This is a genomic window from Rhodococcus sp. OAS809, assembly GCF_040546695.1.
Classification (GTDB): domain Bacteria; phylum Actinomycetota; class Actinomycetes; order Mycobacteriales; family Mycobacteriaceae; genus Rhodococcus_F; species Rhodococcus_F qingshengii.
In genome coordinates, this window is sequence record NZ_JBEPOI010000001.1 from 147629 (window position 1) to 168929 (window position 21301).

The following is a 21301-nucleotide window of genomic DNA, read 5'->3' on the forward strand; positions in this document are numbered from 1 at the left end:
TTCGCCGGGTTCCGGCTCTCGCGCCTTGTGGAGATACATTCGTGGTTGTGCAGCGGGAGGCCCCGTTCAGCGCCGCAACCAGCCCACCGATTGGAGTCCAGGAAGGGTGAAGGTCCTCCCACTCGAGGTGGCCGAAAAATTCTTCGATCGCAGCGGTGGCAAATAGAGTTGCCCTACTCGCCACCGACTGGATCGCACCGGCGACGGCGATGCTGACGCCGCCCGTACAAGACGTCGGTCAATCCCTCGATCCGAGTACGCCAGCGGCGTACACCCGGCGTCGAGTGGCGAAGTTACGGCGCGTAGCGAAACTGTTGGTCAGCTTCAGGTTCGGTGACATTCCAGCCGAGTGAGCGATGACCTGTCAGTCGAATGGTTCCATCACTGGACAGTGTCACGATGACGGAACTCAGCCACGGCGGTGTCCCGCTGCCGACTAGGCGCGATGGCCCGGGAAGTCGCGTCCGAGCGCGTTCGGGGCGATCTTGTCGACCGGTCGTCCGTAGCGCCCGTGCATGCGAGCGGCACATCGAGTCGGCACCGAACACAGAAGAGCACCAACATAGAACTGCCCCTCAATTTCGGAACTGAACTCTCAGTCCAACCCTCTGGGGAGCAGTCCAAGACGCTTGTGCACCCTATTCGGATTCCCGCCCCTACTCGCCGTCCGAGTCGTCGCTCGTACGGGCGGAGAACGTATCGTGCAGAAATGTCAGGAATTCCTGCGGGTCGTCGGGCTGGTCGGTGCCATACATCGTGCCCATCGCGCTGACGACGATGAACGATGTAACCACTGCCCAATAGAGCCGAGCAAGACTCTTCGGCGAGCCGGGGCGCAACGTACCGTCCTCCTGCCCCTGCCGCACGACATCCACGAGAAACTTCTGCAGGCGCTGGGCATGATGACTCCATACCTCGGGAATTGCCGTGCCCGGCGACCGTGCGATGCGTGTGACCTCCGCAGTGAGGGCGCCCCAGGCCGGGTGTTCGACCGAATGATTGATGAGGACCTCGGCGACACGGACAAGACGCTCATCCGCTGGCATCGAATCGGGCGCAAGTATCTGCAACGCGTCCACACCGATGCTCCGGCGCATCAAAACCTGTTCGTAAAGAACGTCTTTGCTCTCGAAAAACGTGTAGATCGACCCGACGGAGAATTCACACTTCGCCGCGACATCCTTCAATCCAGTGTCGTAGTACCCGTGTGTCGCGAACAGTTCTTCGGCAGTGTCCAGAATCTGTTCGCGCGAGAGCTCGATCCGCTGGAGGCGGCGAGCTTCGCGTGGACTCTGCTTCACTGGCTTTCTCGATGCTGCTGATCGCTTCGCAGGGGCAGCTTTGGCCGCGGTCGTTTTAGCAGCGCTCTTCTTGGCCGCGGTCGTTTTGGCAGCGACAGCCCTGCTGGTGGCCGCATTGACAGACGTAGCCCGCTTGACAGGCGTCGCCCTGCTGACCGGCGCTGCGGCACCCTCCGCGCTGGCTCCCTCTTTCGGCATCTGCCGACCCTCCTACTACTGGACGTCACGTCTACCAGCCCACCCGCCGCCAGACCGCTATCGGCAATTGAACCACGGTTCTCGCAGATGAACTTACTATGAACGCACTTGGGCATCATCGCGCCTCCCCTTGTACTGCAGGACTGATGCCGCCCACCAACCACCGGTCGGTGGCGTCGTCGATTCGCCGATGACGATGCCCCGGGGTCGCCTCCAGCAAGGCGGTTGCGACCGCAGATCTAGTTCCGACCAGCGACTGCGAAGAGGTGTCGGACGAGAGCACTCGGTCGCAGACGCCGAGTTCACGCAGTGCTTGGGCATCGATCCGTAAAGCAGATGTCGCCTCACTGGAACGCGTAGCGTCGTGCCAGAGGATCACCGCCGCCGCCTCGGGGCCGATCACAGAAAACACGGAATCCTCAAGCATGAGCATGAGATCGGTGTGGGCGATAGCTATGGCCCCCCCGCTTCCGCCCTCGCCGACGCACAGCGACACACTCGCGGTACCCAGCAGGTCGAAGCTCCGTAGGGTTCTCGCGATCTCGCGAGCGATACCGCCGGCCTCGGAATCGGGCGTCGGGTCTGCACCCGGTGTATCCACGAGAGTCAGAACCGGTAAGGACAGCTTCTCGGCGAGTTCGACTGCTCGCTGCGCCAATCGATACGCGGCAGGGCTCTGCCGTGCCCGCCCGTCGGAATACGCGTGCCGGTCCATAGCGACAACTACGCACCGCACACCGCCGACGGTCGCGAGACCGGCCCGCAGCGATGAATCCGAGCCTTTGATCTCAGACCAGCTCTCACAAAGCGCTGCTGCCCATTCCAGACCCGACGGGCGGGATACCTCGCGTACCGCGCCGATTGACGGAGGGCTCAGCGAGTGCCGCCTGTCGACTGCTTCATCGAGCACCGGGCGACCGGCTGGTAGCTCCAGTACGCCTGTCCCGGATCCGAGTACGCCGCGCAGCCAAGGTAGGAACTGACCGGGTCCGACGACCGCGTCCACGAGGCCAGCGGCAAGGGCCGATTCTGCGTTGTGGGACGTCGCGGGTGGGTACGCACCGGTCATCTCCGCGACGACCCGTGGCCCGGCGAACCCGATAGTCGCGCCGCTTTCTGCAACGCGGAGGTCCAACAACGACGCCCACGAGGCGAACACGCCGCCCGTGGTCGGCGATTGCAGCAGCCCGACCGACACCTTGCCGCAAGCCGCGTGTGCGTTGATCGCCGCCACCACGCGCGGCATCTGCACGAGCGAAAGCATGCCCTCCTGCATTCGTGCTCCACCGGTGCGCACGAACGCGACAACAGGAAGACGCTCGGCTGCCGCGCGCCGAAAGGCCCGTGAGACTTTTTCTCCCACAGCCAAACCCATGCTGCCACCGAAAACCGAATAGTCGCTATCCACGACGGCGCACCTAATATCGTCGACGTATCCCACGCCCGTGCGCACCGCTTCGGAATCACCGCGCCGGAGGTCGTACCCGGGGAAGCCCAACGGATCACCCGACGACAACCCCACGTCCCATTCGGTCATGATTTCGACGGGATGCGAGTCCCTCAGGGCACTGCCCGGCACCGAGACGCTCACCGATCGGCCCTCAGCAGCATTACACCGCTCGGGGTCAGGCCGCCGCTACTGACGACCGCGACATTTGCGTCGGCAACCTGCCGAGCGTCTGCTTCACCGCGTAGCTGCGCCACCGCTTCGTAGAGCAAACCCATACCGTGCGTGCGGCCGTGGGAAAGCTGGCCACCGTTGGTATTCAACGGCAGCACACCGTCACGGGCGATGTTGTGGCCCCCGTCAAGGAAGTCCTTGGCTTCGCCGATTCCACAGAAGCCGAGTGCCTCGATCCACGAGACGCAGTTGAAAGTGAACCCGTCGTACAGCTGCGCTACATCTACGTCCGCCGGCGTCAGATCGGTCCTCGTCCACAGGTGCGCGGCAGGTCCGAGCACCTGCGGCTCGTGTGTAGACGTACTTTGGTCCCATTCGAGCCGCTCGATCAGTTGTGTACCGACCGCCTCGACGAGCACTGGGGGCTTGGCGAGATCGCGTGCCGCGTCGACGGCCGAGACGATCACAGCGACCGCGCCGTCACACGGCACGTCGCAATCGTTGAGCCCGAAAGGAGTCGTAATGGCTCGGGCGCTCATGTAGTCGTCCATCGTCAACGGATCGCGGTAGATCGCCGTCGGATTCAGTGCGGCGTTCGCACGCTGATTGACTGCGATCCACCCCAGGGTTTCCCGAGTAGTCCCGTACTTCTGGAAGTGGCGCTGCGCATTCTGAGCCAACGTGTGCGCCGCGGAGACTCCACCGAAAGGAATCGTCCACAACATCGGACCGCCGATGCGCCCACCGCCTGGTGAAGCTACTTCGCCCTCGCGGACCAAGGCGTCATGGGTTGACTGCCACACCGTCCGGAAGCACAAAACGTGCTTGGCCAGACCCGCCGCAACCGCAAGCATCGCCGCGATCACGGACCCACCAGGCCCGAACGTCTCGCCTCCGCCGTTGTACCAGGTGGGGCGGATACGAAGAGCTGATTCAAGCGCTGTCACACCACCTTCGCCGAATCCGGAGTCACCGCCGCCTCCGCCCGGGTACGTCGAGAGCCCGTCGATGTCGTCGAACGTCAATCCGGCGTCGGCGACAGCCCGCTCGCACGCCTGAATGGTCAAACTCAGCGGATCAACCATCAGTCGCCGGCCCAGCGTAGAGGCACCTATTCCGCTGATCGCGACCTTGTCCTCGAATTTGTCCGTGGTGACCATCGGCCGTACCCACTTCGAGTATTCCCGTGGGTCGATCTCGTCCTCGGGCAATGGTGCGGGCGCGGGCTGATCGGCAGAAGGCCTGAACAACGGGAGCCACACGTCCGCGACGTTTTCGAAGAGAACCTCCATCTGCATTCCGAGAACCAGGTCGTTCGGATCGCACTCAACCACTGAGGTCGTGAGGCGAACCCGTGGATCCTCGACCAGAGCCACCTGGGCCACGACGTAAGGCGGGTTCAAGCCCGGTAATGCGAACCGTTCGTTGATCGTGAAGCCGAACAGGGTTGCCAGGCCCGACACAGTCCGGACGGCCGTGTCCTTGCTCCGGCAATGTGGGCACACGGGTCGCGGCGGATGTATCAGTGCAGAGCACGAGACGCACGACTGCAGCTGTAGTTCTCCGTTCCTACCCGAAGTCCAATAAAACTCGGTTTCAGGTGTGACGACGGGAATCGGACGGGTCGGTGCCGATGTCATGGTTTGTCCTTTTTCTGGTCGAGAAGGTCCTACAGGAGTCGGCGCATGAGCTTTCCGGTGTCGGTACGCGGAAGTTCGGGGCGAAAGATCACATCGTCGGGAGTCTTCGAGGAACGTAGGGCCGCCCGGACCCAGTCCTTGATGTCGCTGTCCGCCAACTCTTTCCCGGGGTAAGTGACGACGTGGGCGACGATCCGCTGCCCCCACTCCTCGTCCTGAACACCCACGACGCCCGCGTCAGCCACCGACGGGTGGCCAACGATGACTTCTTCGATCTCGGCAGGGGCCAGGTTCTCGCCGCCGCGGATGATCGTGTCGTCCATTCGGCCTTCGACGAAGACATATCCGGCGTCATCGACATAGGCCTGATCACGAGTGTGGAACCACCCGTCTTCTCCGAGTAAATTCCCCACACCGCGATACTCGCCCGATACCTGGGGACCGCGCACGCACAACTCGCCACGCACATGGGGGGCGCATTCGACACCGTTGTCGTCGAACACTGCGATGGTGACTCCTGGCACGGGCCTGCCCACCGAACCAAGACGGGCGCGAACAGCCGGATCGTCCGTGGCAAACGCGTCACGATGGTCATCCGGCCCGAGAAGTGCGATGGTGGAGGCAGTTTCAGTAAGTCCGTAGGCGTTGACGAATCCAGTGTTAGGGAACGCGTCGAGCGCCTGTTCGAGCACACTCACCGGCATTCTCGCGCCACCGTAAGAGATGGACGTCACCGGTGGTGCCTTCTGCTCGTGTTCAGCGAGATAGTCACAGATTCGAGCCAACATCGTTGGTACCACCATCGAGTGGGTTACGCCCTCCGAGTCGGCCATGTCGAGCCAGCCCTCGGCGTCGAAACGATCGAGATAGACCAGTCGGCGGCCCGCGTAGACGTTCGACAACAAGTTAGCGACGGCCGCGATGTGATACGGCGGGACACTGACCAGATTCGCCTGTTCTGTTCCGGCGGATGCAAATTCGACAGTGCCGAGGATGTACGAGGCCAGATGACGGTTGCGCAGAACTGCGGCTTTCGGAGCCGCGGTGGTTCCGCTCGTGTACAGCAGGACTGCCGTGGCTTCCGGGTCGACTACCTTCGCAACGACTGGCGGAGTCGTCGACGCGTCGTCGAGCCAGCGTTGCGGCGTGCGCACGGTGGCCGTGCCATGAATCCTCGACGGATCGTCCGCGATCACCAACGGATTGTCGAACTCGCCGATCAATGCAGCCAGTTTATCGTCCGCCAGTCGATAGTTGAGCGGCACAAACGGTATTCCGGCTTTTGCGGCCGCGAACAGGGCCACCGGCATCGCGACACCGTTCACACCGACGTAAACGATGGCGTCCGCGGACTCATCGTCGGCGACGGCAGCACCGCCGGAAGATTTTTCGCCGAGTTCACCGTAAGTGATGCGACGGACCTGATCCGAACGCTCGACCACGGCCGTCTCAGTAGGCCAGGCGGATGCGGCCATCTCGAGTAGCATTGCAACGTTCACGTCATTGTTCTCCAGTTCTGGCTTTCAGAAAGTCCCGGGCCGCACTCAGTCCGAGGCAGGCAGCGGTTTAGGCGCCTTGAGTTGCAGGGGTGCACTTCCCACAGCCAGGCTCCCCGCGCCGCCCGAGACACACAGCAGCTCCACCGTGGCCGCCTCATCTTCGTACCGCTTGCCGATCTCGATTGTGAAACTATCAGCGCCGACTTGATCGGCACTGACTGCGATATCTTCACCCTCACGGGCCAATGGTGTTCCACCACAGGTGATATCGAGACTGTCGGCTTCCGCGCGAACCACGACGAACTGTGCGGCAGACACCCTGCTCCGCAGACGCTCACCGGTCTTGTAATTAGGCATTGGTTGTCTCCTTTTCGTAGCTTTCAGATGCGCTTCGTTCGCGCATGAGCACGCATTCCTCAACGAATGCGAGAACTTTCAAGTGGTAGGCCAAGGCAGATGTGCCGAGGCTGAGGTTGTGTCCGGATTCGAATTGCTCGTCGACAGCTACTCGGGACGACGATGTGAAGAGCTTTGCCATTCCGTTCAACCCGGGGGGCCCCGATTGCCACCAATATTCGTGGTCTCCGAGGCTGAGGCGGACCGGAACAGTGATCCGAGGTGCCAAAGTAGTCAGATCCTTTGGCCAGACCATGGCGTCGACACCTTCGAACTTCGGCGCCGGGCTGAGCACCCGCCGACGGTTCGGATACAAGCGTGAAGGCTCCCACAACAGGCTGCGCAGAGTCGACCTCAACATCCCCGCTGTCACCGGCACCGCGAGCCGCTCGCGAGCAAGGTCATGATGCCGAATCCCGGTGCCGGAGAGTTCGATACCGAGTAAGTGCGCAGCGCGCGGGTCCGCCGCCATCTTCGCGGTCAGCACGGAGCCCTGAGAGTGCCCGAGTAGAAAAGTGCCGGCGCCCCGATCCCGTCCGGCCAGCACCTGCTCGATCAAACCGTAGGCGAGATCCACCTGGTCCGCCGGGCTGATTTCTTCACCGAGCATCTCCCTCGACGAGCCGTAACCGGGCCGATCAGGAGCCACCACAGTGAATCCGAGGCGGGCACCGATCCGCAGTAGGGACTGCTGGGGATACCCGGGTGCATCGAAGTAGTCAGGCGTCGAGCCACCGCCGTGCAGCGCGATGACAACAGCACGTGGATGTGCGACATCGTTCGCGATCCCGGACATCGGCACGCCTGCGACATCGACCGCGAAGGGGGCGGGAGCAGGATACATCTCAGTTGTCATTCGAACCCCTTTCCGGCGCCCTACTGGACCTGTCATTACATTGAGTCATCGTTCATTTTTATGAACACTAGCATCGTCAGTCAACTGGAGGCCGCGAACGAACGACCCGACCCCGCACCTGTCTCATCCGACCTTCGGTGGTCTCGGCAAGCCGAGCGTGTGCTGCGCAATGATGTTCCGCGCAATGTCCGTCGTACCGCCGTAGATAGCCGTACCCTGCGCGAACCTGTTCCCCCACTCCAGGACTCCATCCTCGATTGCGCCCTCCGCCCCTCTAGGCAGCACGCCGTCGACGCCGACCAGATCCAAAAGTTCAGCCGCGCGCTCAATGAGCTTCTCCGAGGCGATGACGCGTCCCATCGGCCCTTTGGAGTTGCGTATCGTCTCGAGATCCAATGCGATTTCGGCGAGCTGAGCTCGCACGATGCGGTCGTCGAACGGGCGCACACCTTCCGCGTCCGGTGTGTCGGCCCACCTCGCCGCGTGCCACAGCAGCTTACGCAGCGTCATGCCGTACTGCGTGCCGCCGCTGATCTCCGCCAAACCGTTTGCATCTTTGACTCCGTGCTCCGAATCCAAAGGCGCGCTCATCACTGCCCAACCACCGTTGACCGGGCCGAGTCGGTGATCGTCATCGATGAACACGTTGTCGTAGAACACGGCGTTGGTGCGCTCACCACCGAGGGTATGGACCGGCTGAATCTCGATACCCGGACCGTCCAACGGCACCAGGAATACGGTGATGCCCCGATGCTTGGGCGCTTCCGGATCGGTGCGCGTCACCAGCATGCTGTACTGGCAGTTGTGTGCACCCGTCGTGAACATCTTGGCGCCGTTGATCACCCAACCACCCTCGACCCGCGTCGCCCGAGTCCGCACACCTGCCAGGTCGGAACCGCCGTCCGGTTCGGTGTAGCCCAGGCAGATCTTGGTGTGTCCCGAGGCGACGCCGGGAAGGACCTTGGCTTTGAGAGAGTCGTTACCGTGCGCACGCACCACCGCGACGGTCATTCCGGTAGTCGCGATGGTCACGTTCGGCAAGTTGTGGCGATCGAGTTCGAGTTGCAGAATGTGTGCGCGCACTTCGTCCAGTTCCGCACCCCCTTCGGCCTTCGACCATCTCGGCATGATCCATCCGCGCTGTCCGAGCGCTTCGTGCACAGCCTGATTGTGGCCGGATCCTGTGCGCTCCTCCTCCTCGTGCACCGCCCTGGTCACGTGCTCGTCGAGGAAGGCGTCGACCTCCTTCCAGAAGTCGAGCTGTCCGGCGTCGAGATCGATTACTCCGAAATCCATAGTGGTCCTCGTTTCAGATGTGCGGAGTCGCCGGCAACGACTCGGCGATGGTCAGCAGGTCTTCGATCGGGCGCTGGGCCAGCAGCGGCCACCCCTTCGCCCGCCTGAAATGCAGCGTCATGTCCGACTCGTTGGTGAATCCGAATCCGCCCTGCACGTGTGTGCCCACCGTGGATGCCTTCACCGCCGCGCGCGATGCCGCAACGAATGCCATTGAGACCAGCGGCTGCGCGGACTCGGGTTCGTACTCCTCGAACCAGGCGGCTTTGCGCACCAGGTTTCGCGACGCCTCGGCGAGGGTCGCAGCATCGACCAGAGAGTGGGAAATTGCCTGGAAGGTGCCGATGAACTGCCCGAACGCAACTCGGCTACTCGCAAACTCGACGCCCAGCCGTACGGCCGACGAGGCCGACCCCGCTAACGCGCCCGCGGTCAGCAGCTTCCAGATGCGTTCTGCTCGCGAATAGGCACGCGTTGCCTCGCGTCCCTCAGCGAGGACTGTTCGGTCCTCTGCCCGCAGGTCCCATCGGCCCACCGGCGCACCGGCGACGTTCGGCTCGGTCGGGACCTCACCCAAGCGTCGTATGACGACGAGCTGGTCCCCATCGAGGGCCAACACGAGGTCAGCGACGGCACCGGCGGGCACCAGCTGATGGCGCTGCTTCTCGACAGGGTGCAGCGCGACTGTACCGGTACTCGACCCTTCGAGCACCTGAGCCAGCAGCTCCTCGGCCACCGCCCCGTCGAGATCGGCGAGGAGCAGTGCAGCGACTGCGGCCTCGACAAAGGGAATCGGCGCGAGCGTCTTGCCGCATTCCTCTGATACCAGGACGAGATCGACGAGTGTCGCGCCGTCGCCGCCGCGGCTCTCCGGCACTCCCATCGTCACGACTCCGGTTGCCTGCGCCTTTTGCCACAGGGCCTTATCGAAGCCTGTCGGCTCGGCCGCCCGGACGACCGAGCTGGGTGATAGCCGCGTGAAGAAGTCCGCGAACGTCTCCTGCACCGCCAGTTGTTGTTCGTCCAGTGAGTAATCATTGCGCCGCAAGGTGTATTGATGTGAATCCGCCACCAGAAGCCCCGTTCTCGAGTATCTTCGTAAGTTATGAACTCTGATTCAATCAGATGAAGAGTAGTTTCAGAAGCTTTTTCGGCAAGCAGTCCGAGACATATCCCGGCATTGCTCGCCAGAGCTGGGTGAACTACCGTTCAAATTGCTGCAACCATGCCCGGGCCCGGCCTTCCGGCCCGCATCGAAAAGAGGGACCGTGAACGAACCTGTAATCGTCAGTGCAGTCAGAACACCCGTGGGCACGGCAATGAAGGGGACCTTGCGCAACACGCCCGCCGAGACGCTCGCGACGCACATCCTCGTCGAAGCCGTGCGCCGATCGGGCTTCGAACCCGACGCCGTGGACGATGTGATCTTCGCTGAATCGATGTACGGCGGAGGCGACCTCGCGCGATACGCTGCGGTGGCCGCGGGCATGGTTTCGGTGCCGGGACTCGCGATCAACCGGCACTGCACAGGTGCACTGTCGGCGGTCGGTATCGCTGCGGCATCGATTCGCGCCGGAATCGACTCGGTCCTGGTGGCAGGCGGAGTCCAGTCGACGTCGATGATGCCGAAGAGCGCCTGGCGCATCCCAGGTACGGAAGAGACCGAAACCCGTATCGCCCCGACGTTCCCCTACACCGAGGACGCCAAGGACGACACGACCCTGTCCGTCGGCTGGAACATCGCCCAGAAGTACGGCCTGAGTCGCGAACAGATGGATGCGTGGGGCGTTCGATCGCACCACCGTGCGGTCGCGGCAATCGACGCAGGAAAGTTCGACGACGAGATCGCCCCCATCAAGGTGACGCTTCCGGACGGTTCGGTCGTCGATTTCGCCGTCGACGAGCATCCCCGTAGGATCACGTCCCTCGAAAAGGCCGCGGCCGTGAAGCCCGTCCATCCCGAGATCGAGGGATTCTCCATTACCGCCGCCAACGCGAGCGGATCGAACGACGCAGCTGCTGCGTTGACCCTCACCAGCGCCGAGAACGCTGCTGCGAACGGCATCGAAAGCCTTGGTACGGTGCGCGGCTGGACGTCGGTCGGCGTCAATCCGCAGTACACCGGCGACGGCGCCCTCGCGGCGATCCGCAAGATACTGTCCCGCAACGACCTGTCGGTCAGCGATGTCCACCTGTGGGAGATCAACGAAGCCTTCGCCTCTGTTCCCGTAGCCGCGTGCCAGGAGTTCGGCATCGACGAAGAACTCGTCAACATCTACGGCAGCGGCTGCAGCCTCGGACATCCGATCGCCGCAAGCGGCGCACGCATGCTCGCAACGCTGACACACGAGCTTCGTCGCCGTGGTGGCGGAATCGGAGTCGCCGCAATGTGTGCAGGCGGTGGCCAGGGCGGCGCAGTCGTCGTCGAAGTACGTTGACCTCCATCATCGATACCCCGTAATTTCCAGACAGGAATCTCATGGCCAAATCACTACTTCTTGCGTGGTCCAGTCCGACCTCCCCGGAATCGCAGCAAGAATTCGACGAGTGGTACGACAACACGCATGTCCCCCAGATTCGCGAGGCAGTCCCCGCGATCACCGGAGCGACCCGATACCGCCTGTCAGACCCGGAGGGAACCGATACCAGCAGGTTTCTCGCTGTGTACGAGGTCGACGATGCCGATGTCAGTCGAGCCGGTTCCCTACTGATGGATGCAGTGAAAGCCGGCCGAATCGACTTCACGACAACTATGGACATGACCGGCAATCCCCCGGTGATGCAGTGGTACATCCAGCACTCGTGACCATCCGCCATCTACAAGAGGAGTTAACATGCAGTTGAAAGACACGTCCGCGTTGGTGTGCGGTGGCGCAGGGGGTTTCGGTGAAGCGACGGTGCGACGGTTGGTCAGCGCCGGGGCACACGTCGTCATCGCCGATCTGGCCGACGAGAAGGGCAAAGCCCTCGAAGCCGAGCTAGGCGGCAAGGTACGATTCCTGAGCACCGACGTCACGAGCGAGGACTCGGTCCAGGCGGCCGTCGACGCAGCCGGTGAGGAAGCTCCTCTGAGATCGACGGTCATCGTTCACGGCGGACCCGCGGCAGCTCGGCGCATCGTAAGCCGTTCGGGCGCAACAATTCCACTCGAAGTGTTCCGTCGGACGGTCGACATCTTCCTTACCGGAACATTCAACGTCATGAGTCGTGCAGCGGCCGCGATGGCCAAGACCGAACCCGTCGACTCCGACCAGCGTGGAGTGATCGTCTCGACCGCGAGTATCGCAGGGTTCGAGGGCCAGGTCGGCCAGTCCGACTACTCGGCAGCCAAGGGCGGCGTGATCGGCTTGACGCTGACGGCCGCGCGGGATCTCGCTCCCATGGGTGTGCGCGTCATGTGCATCGCACCCGGCACGTTTTTCACTCCGGCCTTCCAGATGGAGGAGGCAGACGCACAAGCCAAATATGGCGTCGGCGTTCCCAATCCAAAGAGAATGGGCCACGTGAACGAATATGCGCGGCTTGCCCAAGACATCATCGAGAACGACTACTTGAACGGCACCGTCATCCGTATCGACGGGGCACTACGGTTCAATATCTGATTTTCACAACAGACGAAAGGTACTCGATGGCTCAGCATATCGCTCGCGAGGGAGTCGGTCATTCGGTCGCACGGCTACTGCTTCGCGCAGCAGTCGGTAGCACGATGGTCGCCCATGGCGTCAAGCACGCACGCAGCCTCGACGGCACCGCGGGGTGGTTCGGTTCCATCGGTTTCGAACGTCCCACGTTGCAGGCCAGGGCGAGTGCGGTCGTGGAGATCGGCGCAGGGGTCGCGCTGGCCGCCGGTGCCGCGACACCGCTTGCTGCAGCCAGCGTAGTCGGCGTCATGGGTGTTGCCGCTCGCTCGGTTCATGCCGAGAACGGATTCTTCATCACCTCCGAAGGATGGGAGTACGTGATGAATTTGTCTGTCGCCGCGGTCGCTCTGGCCGGACTCGGTCCGGGGCGGTGGAGCCTCGATGAGGCGCTCGGTGTGAATGGCCTGATCACGGGTGGGCGAGCGGCTGCGGTTGCCGCAGGCCTCGGAGCAGGCGCGGCGCTGGCTCAGCTCGCCCTGTTCTACCGCGCGCCGGCCTCGGCCTGACGTTCGAGGCGAGTTCCTTCCGCCCCAAGCTTGGGCCACCGCGTCTAAATTCCCCGGCGCGGTGGCCCAATCCATGTGTCGCCCAACCTATATGGAACACAGCAAAGAACCCGCCGGGTCCGTACCCGGCGGGTTCTTTCGCTTCTCGAAGGGACTTAGAAGTCCATTCCAATCCTGATCGTCTTGACCTGCTGGAACTCGTGGAGTCCCTCGATGCCACCTGCTCGACCGGCGCCACTCTGCTTGTATCCGCCGTAGGGGCTCTGCGGACCCAGGTCGCTGTGGCGATTCACCCACACCGATCCGGCTTCCAACTTGCGTGCGACGCGGTGCGCCCGTCCGACATTCTGCGTCTGAATGAACGCATTCAGGCCGTAGACGCTGTCGTTCGCCAGAGCGATCGCCTCTGCCTCGTCGGCGAACGGAATGACCGACACCACGGGACCGAATGTTTCGATCTGCGCCAGCGCGGACTTGTTGTCCACACGTGAGAACACCGTCGGTTCGAGATAGTACCCGGACGCAAGATCCCCGCCGAGTCGCTTTCCGCCGGTGACGAGTTCGCCCGCCTTCTCATCGACCGCGCGGTCGATCACGCCGAGAATTCGATTGGTCGCCGCTTGGCTGACGACCGGCCCGACGATGGTCGACGGATCGAACGGATCGCCGATCTTCGCCGATTCCACCGCGCCGATGAAACGCTCCATGAACGCGTCGTAGACCGTGTTCTGGACGAAGATGCGCGACGAGCACGCGCAACTCTGGCCACTCTGTCCGACGGGACCCTGAAACGACATCGTCACAGCAGCGACGTCCAGGTTCGCGTCGTCGAAGATCAACGCCGCCGACTTGCCGCCCAGTTCGGTTGCCACCGGAGTGAGGTTGTGTGCTGCCGCGGTGATGATCTTCTGCGCTGTCGAGCCGCCGCCGGTGAAGTGGATCTTCTTGACACCGGGATGACGGACCAACGCCTCCCCGCCTTCCGGGCCAGACGGAAGCACGTTGACGAGCCCAACAGGTAGACCGGCCTGCACGCACAGTTCACCGAATCGCAAGGGTGTGAAGGGAGATATCTCCGACGGCTTGAGAATTACGGCGTTTCCAGCGGCCAGGGCCGGTGCGACGTTGAGGCCGACGACGACGAGTGGACCGTTCCACGGAGCGATGATACCCACTACTCCGTAGGGTTCGTGCTCGATCAGATTGACATCGAACTTGTCCGCCACCGGGGTACTAGAACCGTTGGCCTTGTCGACGTAGCCCGCGTAGTAGCGAAAGAACTTCTCCGCTAAGCCGGCGTGCGCCGCCGACATCATTGTCGGAACTCCGAAGTCGTGCGTGTTCAAACGGCCGAGACGCTCGGCATCGTCACGCAACGCATCAGCCACATTCAGGAGCAGATCACGACGATGCTCGGGGGTGTAGGAGATCCACTCCCGGTGCGCTTCCCATGCAGACTCGACTGCTCGATCCACCTCCGCCTCGCCGGCGATCTCGATGGTCGCGTTGGGCGAACCGGTGCCCGGGAATATATGTTCCAGCGTGCCGCCCGACGATCCGGTGACCCAGTCCCCACCGATGAACAATCCGGTCGGAACATTGTCGGTCGCAGCAAGTGACTGCACTGTCGACGTCATTTGACGGCGAAGCCTGCATCGAGCGGCCACTGGATGCCGGTGATGAACTTGGCCTGGTCGGATACGAGGTACGCGACTGCGTTCGCGATGTCCTCTGCCTCCAGAATGGGAATCGGAAGCGCGTTCTGCATTCCGGCGATCTCGTTGTTGCCACCCGCGGCCGCCTCGGCCATCATCTGTTCCATCGCGGCGTTCTGAGTCATACCGCTGATGACACCGGTCGGGTGAATCGTGTTGACGCGGATCATCTCCGGCGCGAGCTCGAGTGCAAAGTTCTGCATCAGACCCACCACACCGCGCTTGGCGGCCGTGTAGGCGTTGCCACCGGCACTGACCGCCGCCGAGCCCTTGAGCCCGGCCGAGGAGCTGGTGATCACGATGGAACCACCGCGCTTGCCCTCTCGCATGGCGGGCACTGCTGCACGCAGGGTGTGGTAAACGCCGGTGAGATTGGTGTCGATGACGTCGTGCCACGCTTCGAGGAAGTTCTCCGGCTCCGAGCCCATACGCACAATGCCGGCATTGGCCAGAATGATGTCAACTCGGCCGAATTCCGCGAGACCTTCCTGGAATGCGGTGGTGACCTGCTCGTAGTTGCGCACGTCTGCCTTGCGCGCCACCATCCGTCGGCCTTCCTTCTCGACCTGACGAACGGTTTCTTCCAGGTCAGTCTCGGTGGCGTTGGGGTAGCCCATCGATTCGATATCTTCACAGATGTCGATTCCGATAATGTCCACGCCCTCACTAGCGAGCCGAACCGCGTGCGCGCGCCCCTGGCCGCGTGCGGCCCCGGTGATGAAGGCGACGTGTCCTTCCAATCCTGACATTTCGAGCTCCTTCTCGGCAGATATTGCCGTTTCTACAGTTATCGTTTCTCGACGGCTACTGCATGATTGCGGGTGAACTATTACTGGCTGATCGCGAGCTGACCGAGGCGTTCCAGGGCTTCATCTGCCGTCACCCGGAGCGCCTCGCCCTTGGCGAATCCCGAGTAGACCGAGAACTGGAGGATCAGTTCTTCCATTTCTTCCCGCGTGATATCGCCGGACTCGAGCGCCGAACCGACATGAGACTTCATCGGAAGTGCGGAGTCGCACACCGCAACTGACGCCACGGTGATGAACCGGCGGTCGCGTCGCGACAGGCCTGGACGCTGCCAGACGTGCCCGAACACGAAGTTCAGAATGCCCGCGTGAATGTACGGAGTCACCGGAGGCGGAGCCGGAATGCAGTTCACCTCGGCGAAACTCTTGCCACCGCGTTCGAGGCGCTCGGTCCAGTCGTTCGCCCCCAACTGGTCGTTGTTCGGTACGGAATAGGGTTCCACCTTGATGCCGCGCTCCTGGTGGATGCGCGCCCACTGCTGGTGAATGACGCCCTCGATGTGCGACGCCTTGGGCCAGCCGTTGTAGACGGCGAAGTGCAGCACGAACTCGAACATCTCGTCGATGGTCATATCGCCGCTGGCAAGCGCGGCATAGACATGGTCGTCGATCGGCTTCAACGAATCGGCTGCGCCGACACTTGTCAAGGTCACCCACCGGCGGTTTCGCCGACTCAGGCCCGGACGCGACCACACCTCGCCGAAGACGAAGTTCTCCGTCGCACTGGTGAAGGGGTCGGCGGCGTCCTCGAACGGCCTGACCATGACCTCTTGAAAGGTCTTCGCCGCTTCTTGGTTCATGTGCTTCTGTCTCACTTTCCGTGCAGCTGCCGTGCAGCCGGACGATTGCCTTGGGAAAGGCCTACATTGACGCCGATTACGCGTTCGGCGGCGACTGGCCGGGAGACGGACAGATCCGTTTGGGGTCCGCTGTATCTGTACTCAGTTTCATGAACGTACGTTCATTGGTGTGAAGGCTATCACATCCACCCGGCAATGAACCCGTTTCGCATCATCGAACTTCGCTGCTCCAGATATGCCAAACACGGACTTGGCCAGGACATCTGGCGTTGCGGCACCCGAAAGGCAGCGACATCGACTTCCGGTGCAGCTACGCCGTCACTTCGGCGCCGAGCGGCAGCGTGGACCCGATCGTTTTCGTCTCGAGGTAGGACGCGAAACCCTCTGGACCGCCCTGCCGTCCCACGCCACTCGCCTTGAATCCGCCGAACGGTGCGTCGGCGCCCGAATAGTTGCCGCCGTTGATCGCCAACGTCCCGGTGCGGACCGACCGTGCGATCGACATTGCACGCCCCGCCGACGCCGTGAAGACCGATCCCGATAGCCCGTAGCGGCTGTCATTGGCGAGGCGCACCGCGTCCGCGTCGTCATCGAAGGGTGTGACGGCCAGAACCGGACCGAAAACCTCCTCTTGCGCCAGTTTCGACGAATTGTCGACACCGACGAACAAGGTCGGCTGCACCCAGAAGCCCTTGTCGAAGTCACTGCCCAGCCCGTCGGGAACTCCACCGCCCACAACGAGTTCCGCACCAGCTGAGCGCGCCGCACCGATCATGGCCATGATGTTGTCGCGTTGACGTGCGCTGGCCACAGGTCCACAAAGGGTATCGGCCTTTCGTGGATCTCCGACGGGCAGAGCCGCGTACACGTGACCGAGCATGGCGACCATCTCGTCGTAGATCGACCTGTGGACCAGGAACCGACTCGTACCGGCGCAGACCTGGCCGGCGTGGAAGCACGCACCTGCCGCACTGCGCGCCGCCATCGCGAGGTCGGCGTCGTCGAGCACGATCGCCGCACTCTTTCCGCCCAATTCCAGCAGCGTCCGCTTCATAGTCGCCGCGCCCTCGCGGGCGATGAGCCGGCCCGTCGCCGTTGAACCGGTGAACGAGATCATGTCGACGCGGGGATCCGAGACCAAAGTCTGTGCAACAGTGACGTCATCGGTCGTCACGATGTTGACCACGCCCGGCGGAATGTCCGTCTTTTCGGCAATCAGCCGTCCGACGCGCGTCGCGTTCCATGGCGTTTCGGGCGATGCCTTGACCACCACGGTGTTGCCGGTCGCCAACGCAGGTGCGAGCTTGCTGATGAGAATTTCGAACGGGAAGTTCCAGGGCACGATCGCACCAACCACTCCGACAGGCTCCTTGAAGACCCACCGTTGCGAGGTCGACCCGAGGGTGTTTGAGTCGGCAATCCGACGTTCGAAGCCGAACCGTCCGATTTCGTCTGCTACCCACGGCAGTGTGTCGTCGATGGGCCAATCCAATTGCGAACCGTAGGTGGACATCAGCGGGGCGCCGACCTCCTCGATCAGTTCGCGTCGAAATTCTTCACGCTCACAGTCCAGGGCGGCGCGGAGCTGACGCAGTGCGCGCTCGCGAAAGCTGCGATCGGTTGTCCACGAACCGGTGTCGAACGCGTTCCTGGCTGCAGCGATAGCATCATCCATGTCGGCGGCCGACGCGTTGGCCACGACACCCGCTACCTCACCCGTTGCCGGGTTCAGAACCTCGAACACTCTTTCCTGCGCGGCGTCTCGTAGCTTCCCGTCGATCAACATTCGGCGTTCATGCTCGATCGGAGCCGGTTGTCTTACTTCACTATCGGACATCAATTTATTCTCCGGACTCAGTACTGCGTGGTGCCGGCGTCGACGGCGAATGTCGTGGACGTGACGTACCGCGCTTCGTCGCTCGCCAGGTACAGGACAGCATTCGATTGATCGATCGGCTCGCTGATCTCGATCGGTAGAAGGTTCATCGTCATGGGCCCCAGGCGTGGATGCCGACCGATGAAGTCGGTCATCGACTCGCCGAGCCCAGTCACCATGGTCGTGGCGACGCCTGTCGGGTGCAGCGTGTTGACCCGGACGTTGTGCTCAGCCAATTCGGTGGCGAACGCGCGCATGATGCCGACGACGCCGTGTTTGGCAGCGACGTACGGATTGAGGAAGGGTTGCCCTTTGAGACCTGCAGCAGAACTGGTGAGAATCATCGATCCGCCGCCGCTGTTGATGACGTGTTGGGCGGTCGCCATCACGGTATTCCATACGCCGGTCATGTTAGTGGCGATGGTCTCGTTCCAGATGTCTGTCGTGCCGTTCTGCCACTCGTGCATGATCATGATTCCGGCGTTGGCGCACACGATGTCGAGACGGCCGAACTCGGCCACGCCCTCATCTACGACTTTCTTGACACTCTCCAGATCGCGAACATCGCCTTTACGGGCGATGATTCGCCGATCGAGGCTCTCGACCAGTCGAACGGTCTCGGCCAGGTCGTCCTCGGTGGCCCCCGGATACGGCACGTGCGCAAGCGGTTCCATCAGGTCCAGCGCGATGATGTCGGCGCCCTCCTCTGCCAGACGAACCGCATGACTTCGGCCCTGACCGCGTGCCGCGCCGGTAATGAATGCAACTTTGCCCTCTACTCGTCCAGCCATTTTCGTGCACCTCTCGCTTCACCTAGGACCTCGCCGGCCGGGAAGTCCGATTGCGAGCTTAAGCTTTACTGAACGATTTCAGTAAGGAATCGAGAATCTACTTCACCCCGAAAATCGCCGCGTCGTACACTGCAGCCATGTCCGCGATCGAACCCATGCAGCCGAGTCGCCGGCGGCGCCGAGGCTCTCTCACTCAGGAGCGAGTTCTCGCGGCCGCGTACGCACTTGCCGAGGAGCACGGCCTTCCCGCGCTCACCATGCCCGATCTGGCACATCATCTCGATGTCGGCGTAACCGGCCTCTACTGGCACTACCGCACCAAGGACGACCTGATCCGCGCCATGAGCATGCCTGCCATGACACGCCTGGACAGTCTGATGATCCGACCCACCGACGAGAACCCGAACGAGTGGAGACAGTTCCTAAGTTCCTACTTCCATCGTCTGCGCACGGTGTACAACGACAACCCGGTCCTCGCCGACATCATGCTGATGCGCCCGTCACCACACGAATCCGAGGCGGTGACACTCGCCTACACGGCCGTGGACACGGTCGTCGAGTACTTGGTCAGCGCCGGGTTCTCACACGAGACCGCATGGTACTTGTTCTGCACCGCACTATATTTCACGCAGTCCGCTGTCATCGCCGAGCGGGCGAGGGCTCGGTACGGCGCACCCCTCGGCTGGCTTCAGGACAGCAACCGTGTGCAGGAGCAAGGTTGGTCAACGCTGGCCGCTTTGACCGCAGGCGGGGACGTCGATCTCGATATGACCGGAGACCGCGCCTTTCGGGCCGGTATCGACCTGATCATCGGCGGTGCGGAGCCCGAGTCACCCTGCACCCGTCCCGACGCCCTGCCGTAGTACCTCGTCAGGCAAAGCGGGGTGCTCCTCGAGATGCGCTACAGATTTTGGAATGAACGCAGCACAATGGCAGCGCACGTAACGGCAGCGACGAGTCCGCACCCGATGGCCAAATCGAAACCGGCAGCACTCGGCACCGCGATGCCAGCGACCGTCGTCGAGGACCGGGTCAGAATCATGGCGATGACTGCTGCCGCGAAACTTGTTCCGAGACCTCGCATCAGCGTGTTGAGACCGTTGGCCGCACCGGTTTCTGTCTCGGGGACTGCTGCCATGATGAGCGTTGGCATGGCGGCGAATCCGAGGCCTATCCCCACCCCGATCAGCAGATTGACAAGGACCACATGCCAAACAGCAACGTCGAAGAACACTGCGCCGCTGTATCCCACTGCAATGATCACACCACCTGCAATCAGAAGCGGCTTGGCTCCGATTCTCCGTTCCAGCCGACCCGCGACAGGTGACATTGCGAGCATCGCCAAACCAGCCGGCATGAGCACAAAACTGGCCTGTTGCAGAGTGAGCCCCATGCCCCCGGTTGCGACCGGAAGCTGTAGGAGCTGAGGAAAGACGATACTGGAAGAAAACAGCGCGAAACCCATTGCCACGGAGGCCAAGTTGGTTACCAGCACCGGGGAACGAGCGCTGACACGAAGGTCGACCAGAGGATTATCAACCCGCAGTTCGAACCAGCCCCACGCGAGAAGAACACACGAACCGCCGATCAGACAGCCGAGCGTGTAGACCGAATTCCAACCCCAATCATTACCCCTCGATACTGCGAGCAACAACCCGACCAGGCCCACCGACAAACCAAGAACGCCGACCAGATCAAGCCTGCCGCCCGACACCTTCACACTGGGGGGAACGACTGCCACGACGAGAACGAGCGACAGGACGCCGATACCTGTTGCCACCCAGAACAACACGTGCCAGTCGAAATGCTCGGTCACGAATGCGCTCAGCGGCAGCCCGAGTGCGCCACCTACCCCCAGCGTCGCACTGACGAGAGCGATGGCCGATCCGAGTCGCTTCGGAGGAATGGTGTCGCGAAGTATCGAGATACCCAGCGGGATAACACCCATGCCGGTTCCCTGTAGGCCTCGCCCGACAATCAAGGGCACCACGGTGAACGAGAGCGCGGCGACGATGGATCCGGCGACGAGCAGCGTGAGTAGCACGATGGCCACGCGACGCTTTCCGTACATGTCACCGAGCTTGCCTGAAATCGGCGTGCAGATCGCAGAGACCAGCAGGGTGATCGTGACAACCCAAGCCGTGCTGGCTCGACCCGCGTTCAACAACTCCGGTAGCTCCGATTGGATCGGGATCACGATCGTCTGCATGAATGATGCGCCCATACCTGCGAACGCAAGCGCTGCGATAATCACGCCGGGTCTGCGGTGCAGCGTGCTCACCGTCCCCTCGAATTTGGTTGCCGTACGCGGCAAACCTAATATTTGTTCCCGACGGTAACATTCTTCGCTTTGCGCATC

The 21301-nt window shown here is 62.4% G+C and carries 19 protein-coding genes; 5 read left to right on the forward strand and 14 right to left on the reverse strand.

Annotated features, from left to right (window positions below):
* Window positions 1–656 precede the first annotated feature (656 nt).
* The 8 genes from ABIE52_RS00690 to ABIE52_RS00725 form a co-directional block, all read right to left on the reverse strand.
* Complete coding sequence (locus ABIE52_RS00690) at window positions 657–1301, reverse strand: TetR/AcrR family transcriptional regulator (RefSeq protein ID WP_354541386.1); 645 nt, start codon at window positions 1299–1301, stop codon at window positions 657–659.
* A 313-nt stretch (window positions 1302–1614) separates the two neighbouring features.
* Entirely contained in the window at window positions 1615–3036 is a 1422-nt protein-coding gene (locus tag ABIE52_RS00695; protein ID WP_192713158.1) for a carboxyl transferase domain-containing protein, read from the reverse strand.
* Window positions 3037–3086: 50 nt separating this feature from the next.
* Window positions 3087–4760, reverse strand: coding sequence for a thiolase C-terminal domain-containing protein (locus tag ABIE52_RS00700; RefSeq protein ID WP_192713157.1), 1674 nt, complete (start codon window positions 4758–4760; stop codon window positions 3087–3089).
* Window positions 4761–4789: 29 nt separating this feature from the next.
* On the reverse strand, window positions 4790–6259 hold the full coding sequence (locus tag ABIE52_RS00705) for a class I adenylate-forming enzyme family protein (RefSeq protein WP_354541387.1): 1470 nt from the start codon (window positions 6257–6259) through the stop codon (window positions 4790–4792).
* Window positions 6260–6304: 45 nt separating this feature from the next.
* Complete coding sequence (locus ABIE52_RS00710) at window positions 6305–6616, reverse strand: hypothetical protein (RefSeq protein ID WP_192713156.1); 312 nt, start codon at window positions 6614–6616, stop codon at window positions 6305–6307.
* The gene (locus ABIE52_RS00715) at window positions 6609–7511 is read right to left on the reverse strand and encodes an alpha/beta hydrolase (RefSeq protein WP_192713155.1); all 903 of its coding nucleotides are present in this window, start codon (window positions 7509–7511) and stop codon (window positions 6609–6611) included. The genes ABIE52_RS00710 and ABIE52_RS00715 overlap by 8 nt, the downstream gene beginning before the upstream one ends.
* Window positions 7512–7634: 123 nt before the next feature.
* Window positions 7635–8807 (reverse strand): acyl-CoA dehydrogenase family protein, encoded by a 1173-nt coding sequence (locus ABIE52_RS00720; RefSeq protein ID WP_192713154.1) that lies wholly within the window; start codon window positions 8805–8807, stop codon window positions 7635–7637.
* A gap of 13 nt (window positions 8808–8820) precedes the next feature.
* Window positions 8821–9879, reverse strand: coding sequence for an acyl-CoA dehydrogenase family protein (locus ABIE52_RS00725; RefSeq protein WP_192713153.1), 1059 nt, complete (start codon window positions 9877–9879; stop codon window positions 8821–8823).
* A gap of 196 nt (window positions 9880–10075) precedes the next feature.
* Between ABIE52_RS00725 and ABIE52_RS00730 the strand changes: the two genes are divergently transcribed.
* Genes ABIE52_RS00730 through ABIE52_RS00745 form a run of 4 tightly spaced genes read left to right on the forward strand, consistent with a single transcriptional unit; the run spans window position 10076 to window position 12954 of the window.
* Entirely contained in the window at window positions 10076–11245 is a 1170-nt protein-coding gene (locus ABIE52_RS00730; protein WP_192713152.1) for a thiolase family protein, read from the forward strand.
* Between the two features lie 41 nt (window positions 11246–11286).
* Window positions 11287–11613: a DUF4286 family protein gene (locus ABIE52_RS00735; RefSeq protein ID WP_192713151.1), complete on the forward strand. Its 327-nt coding sequence runs from the start codon at window positions 11287–11289 to the stop codon at window positions 11611–11613.
* Between the two features lie 28 nt (window positions 11614–11641).
* Window positions 11642–12409, forward strand: a complete 768-nt coding sequence (locus tag ABIE52_RS00740) for an SDR family NAD(P)-dependent oxidoreductase (RefSeq protein ID WP_192713150.1) — start codon at window positions 11642–11644, stop codon at window positions 12407–12409.
* Window positions 12410–12435: 26 nt separating this feature from the next.
* Window positions 12436–12954, forward strand: a complete 519-nt coding sequence (locus ABIE52_RS00745) for a DoxX family protein (RefSeq protein ID WP_192713149.1) — start codon at window positions 12436–12438, stop codon at window positions 12952–12954.
* Between the two features lie 155 nt (window positions 12955–13109).
* Here the strand turns inward: ABIE52_RS00745 and ABIE52_RS00750 are convergent, their stop codons facing one another.
* The 5 genes from ABIE52_RS00750 to ABIE52_RS00770 form a co-directional block, all read right to left on the reverse strand.
* Window positions 13110–14591 (reverse strand): aldehyde dehydrogenase family protein, encoded by a 1482-nt coding sequence (locus ABIE52_RS00750; RefSeq protein WP_192713148.1) that lies wholly within the window; start codon window positions 14589–14591, stop codon window positions 13110–13112.
* A complete protein-coding gene (locus tag ABIE52_RS00755) occupies window positions 14588–15418 on the reverse strand; it encodes a mycofactocin-coupled SDR family oxidoreductase (RefSeq protein WP_192713147.1) in 831 nt (276 codons plus the stop codon). The genes ABIE52_RS00750 and ABIE52_RS00755 overlap by 4 nt, the downstream gene beginning before the upstream one ends.
* Before the next feature lie 80 nt (window positions 15419–15498).
* Window positions 15499–16275 (reverse strand): carboxymuconolactone decarboxylase family protein, encoded by a 777-nt coding sequence (locus ABIE52_RS00760; RefSeq protein WP_192713146.1) that lies wholly within the window; start codon window positions 16273–16275, stop codon window positions 15499–15501.
* A 310-nt stretch (window positions 16276–16585) separates the two neighbouring features.
* A complete protein-coding gene (locus ABIE52_RS00765) occupies window positions 16586–18112 on the reverse strand; it encodes an aldehyde dehydrogenase family protein (RefSeq protein ID WP_354541388.1) in 1527 nt (508 codons plus the stop codon).
* 17 nt (window positions 18113–18129) lie between these two features.
* Entirely contained in the window at window positions 18130–18942 is an 813-nt protein-coding gene (locus tag ABIE52_RS00770; protein WP_192713145.1) for a mycofactocin-coupled SDR family oxidoreductase, read from the reverse strand.
* A gap of 137 nt (window positions 18943–19079) precedes the next feature.
* Here ABIE52_RS00770 and ABIE52_RS00775 point away from each other — a divergent pair, with 137 nt between their 5' ends.
* Window positions 19080–19805 (forward strand): TetR/AcrR family transcriptional regulator, encoded by a 726-nt coding sequence (locus ABIE52_RS00775; RefSeq protein ID WP_192713144.1) that lies wholly within the window; start codon window positions 19080–19082, stop codon window positions 19803–19805.
* Window positions 19806–19843: 38 nt separating this feature from the next.
* Here ABIE52_RS00775 and ABIE52_RS00780 read toward each other — a convergent pair whose 3' ends face one another.
* A complete protein-coding gene (locus ABIE52_RS00780; RefSeq protein WP_354541389.1) occupies window positions 19844–21223 on the reverse strand; it encodes an MFS transporter in 1380 nt (459 codons plus the stop codon).
* Window positions 21224–21301 lie beyond the last annotated feature (78 nt).

Excerpts from the sequence above, each read along its gene's own strand:
- ABIE52_RS00715 (WP_192713155.1), bottom strand. The coding sequence starts at position 7,511 with ATGACAACTGAGATGTATCCTGCTCCCGCCCCCTTCGCGGTCGATGTC.
- ABIE52_RS00750 (WP_192713148.1), bottom strand. The coding sequence starts at position 14,591 with ATGACGTCGACAGTGCAGTCACTTGCTGCGACCGACAATGTTCCGACC.
- ABIE52_RS00720 (WP_192713154.1), bottom strand. The coding sequence starts at position 8,807 with ATGGATTTCGGAGTAATCGATCTCGACGCCGGACAGCTCGACTTCTGG.
- ABIE52_RS00735 (WP_192713151.1), top strand. The coding sequence starts at position 11,287 with ATGGCCAAATCACTACTTCTTGCGTGGTCCAGTCCGACCTCCCCGGAA.
- ABIE52_RS00760 (WP_192713146.1), bottom strand. The coding sequence starts at position 16,275 with ATGAACCAAGAAGCGGCGAAGACCTTTCAAGAGGTCATGGTCAGGCCG.
- ABIE52_RS00740 (WP_192713150.1), top strand. The coding sequence starts at position 11,642 with ATGCAGTTGAAAGACACGTCCGCGTTGGTGTGCGGTGGCGCAGGGGGT.
- ABIE52_RS00745 (WP_192713149.1), top strand. The coding sequence starts at position 12,436 with ATGGCTCAGCATATCGCTCGCGAGGGAGTCGGTCATTCGGTCGCACGG.
- ABIE52_RS00710 (WP_192713156.1), bottom strand. The coding sequence starts at position 6,616 with ATGCCTAATTACAAGACCGGTGAGCGTCTGCGGAGCAGGGTGTCTGCC.
- ABIE52_RS00700 (WP_192713157.1), bottom strand. The coding sequence starts at position 4,760 with ATGACATCGGCACCGACCCGTCCGATTCCCGTCGTCACACCTGAAACC.
- ABIE52_RS00765 (WP_354541388.1), bottom strand. The coding sequence starts at position 18,112 with ATGTCCGATAGTGAAGTAAGACAACCGGCTCCGATCGAGCATGAACGC.
- ABIE52_RS00770 (WP_192713145.1), bottom strand. The coding sequence starts at position 18,942 with ATGGCTGGACGAGTAGAGGGCAAAGTTGCATTCATTACCGGCGCGGCA.
- ABIE52_RS00775 (WP_192713144.1), top strand. The coding sequence starts at position 19,080 with ATGTCCGCGATCGAACCCATGCAGCCGAGTCGCCGGCGGCGCCGAGGC.
- ABIE52_RS00755 (WP_192713147.1), bottom strand. The coding sequence starts at position 15,418 with ATGTCAGGATTGGAAGGACACGTCGCCTTCATCACCGGGGCCGCACGC.
- ABIE52_RS00695 (WP_192713158.1), bottom strand. The coding sequence starts at position 3,036 with ATGACCGAATGGGACGTGGGGTTGTCGTCGGGTGATCCGTTGGGCTTC.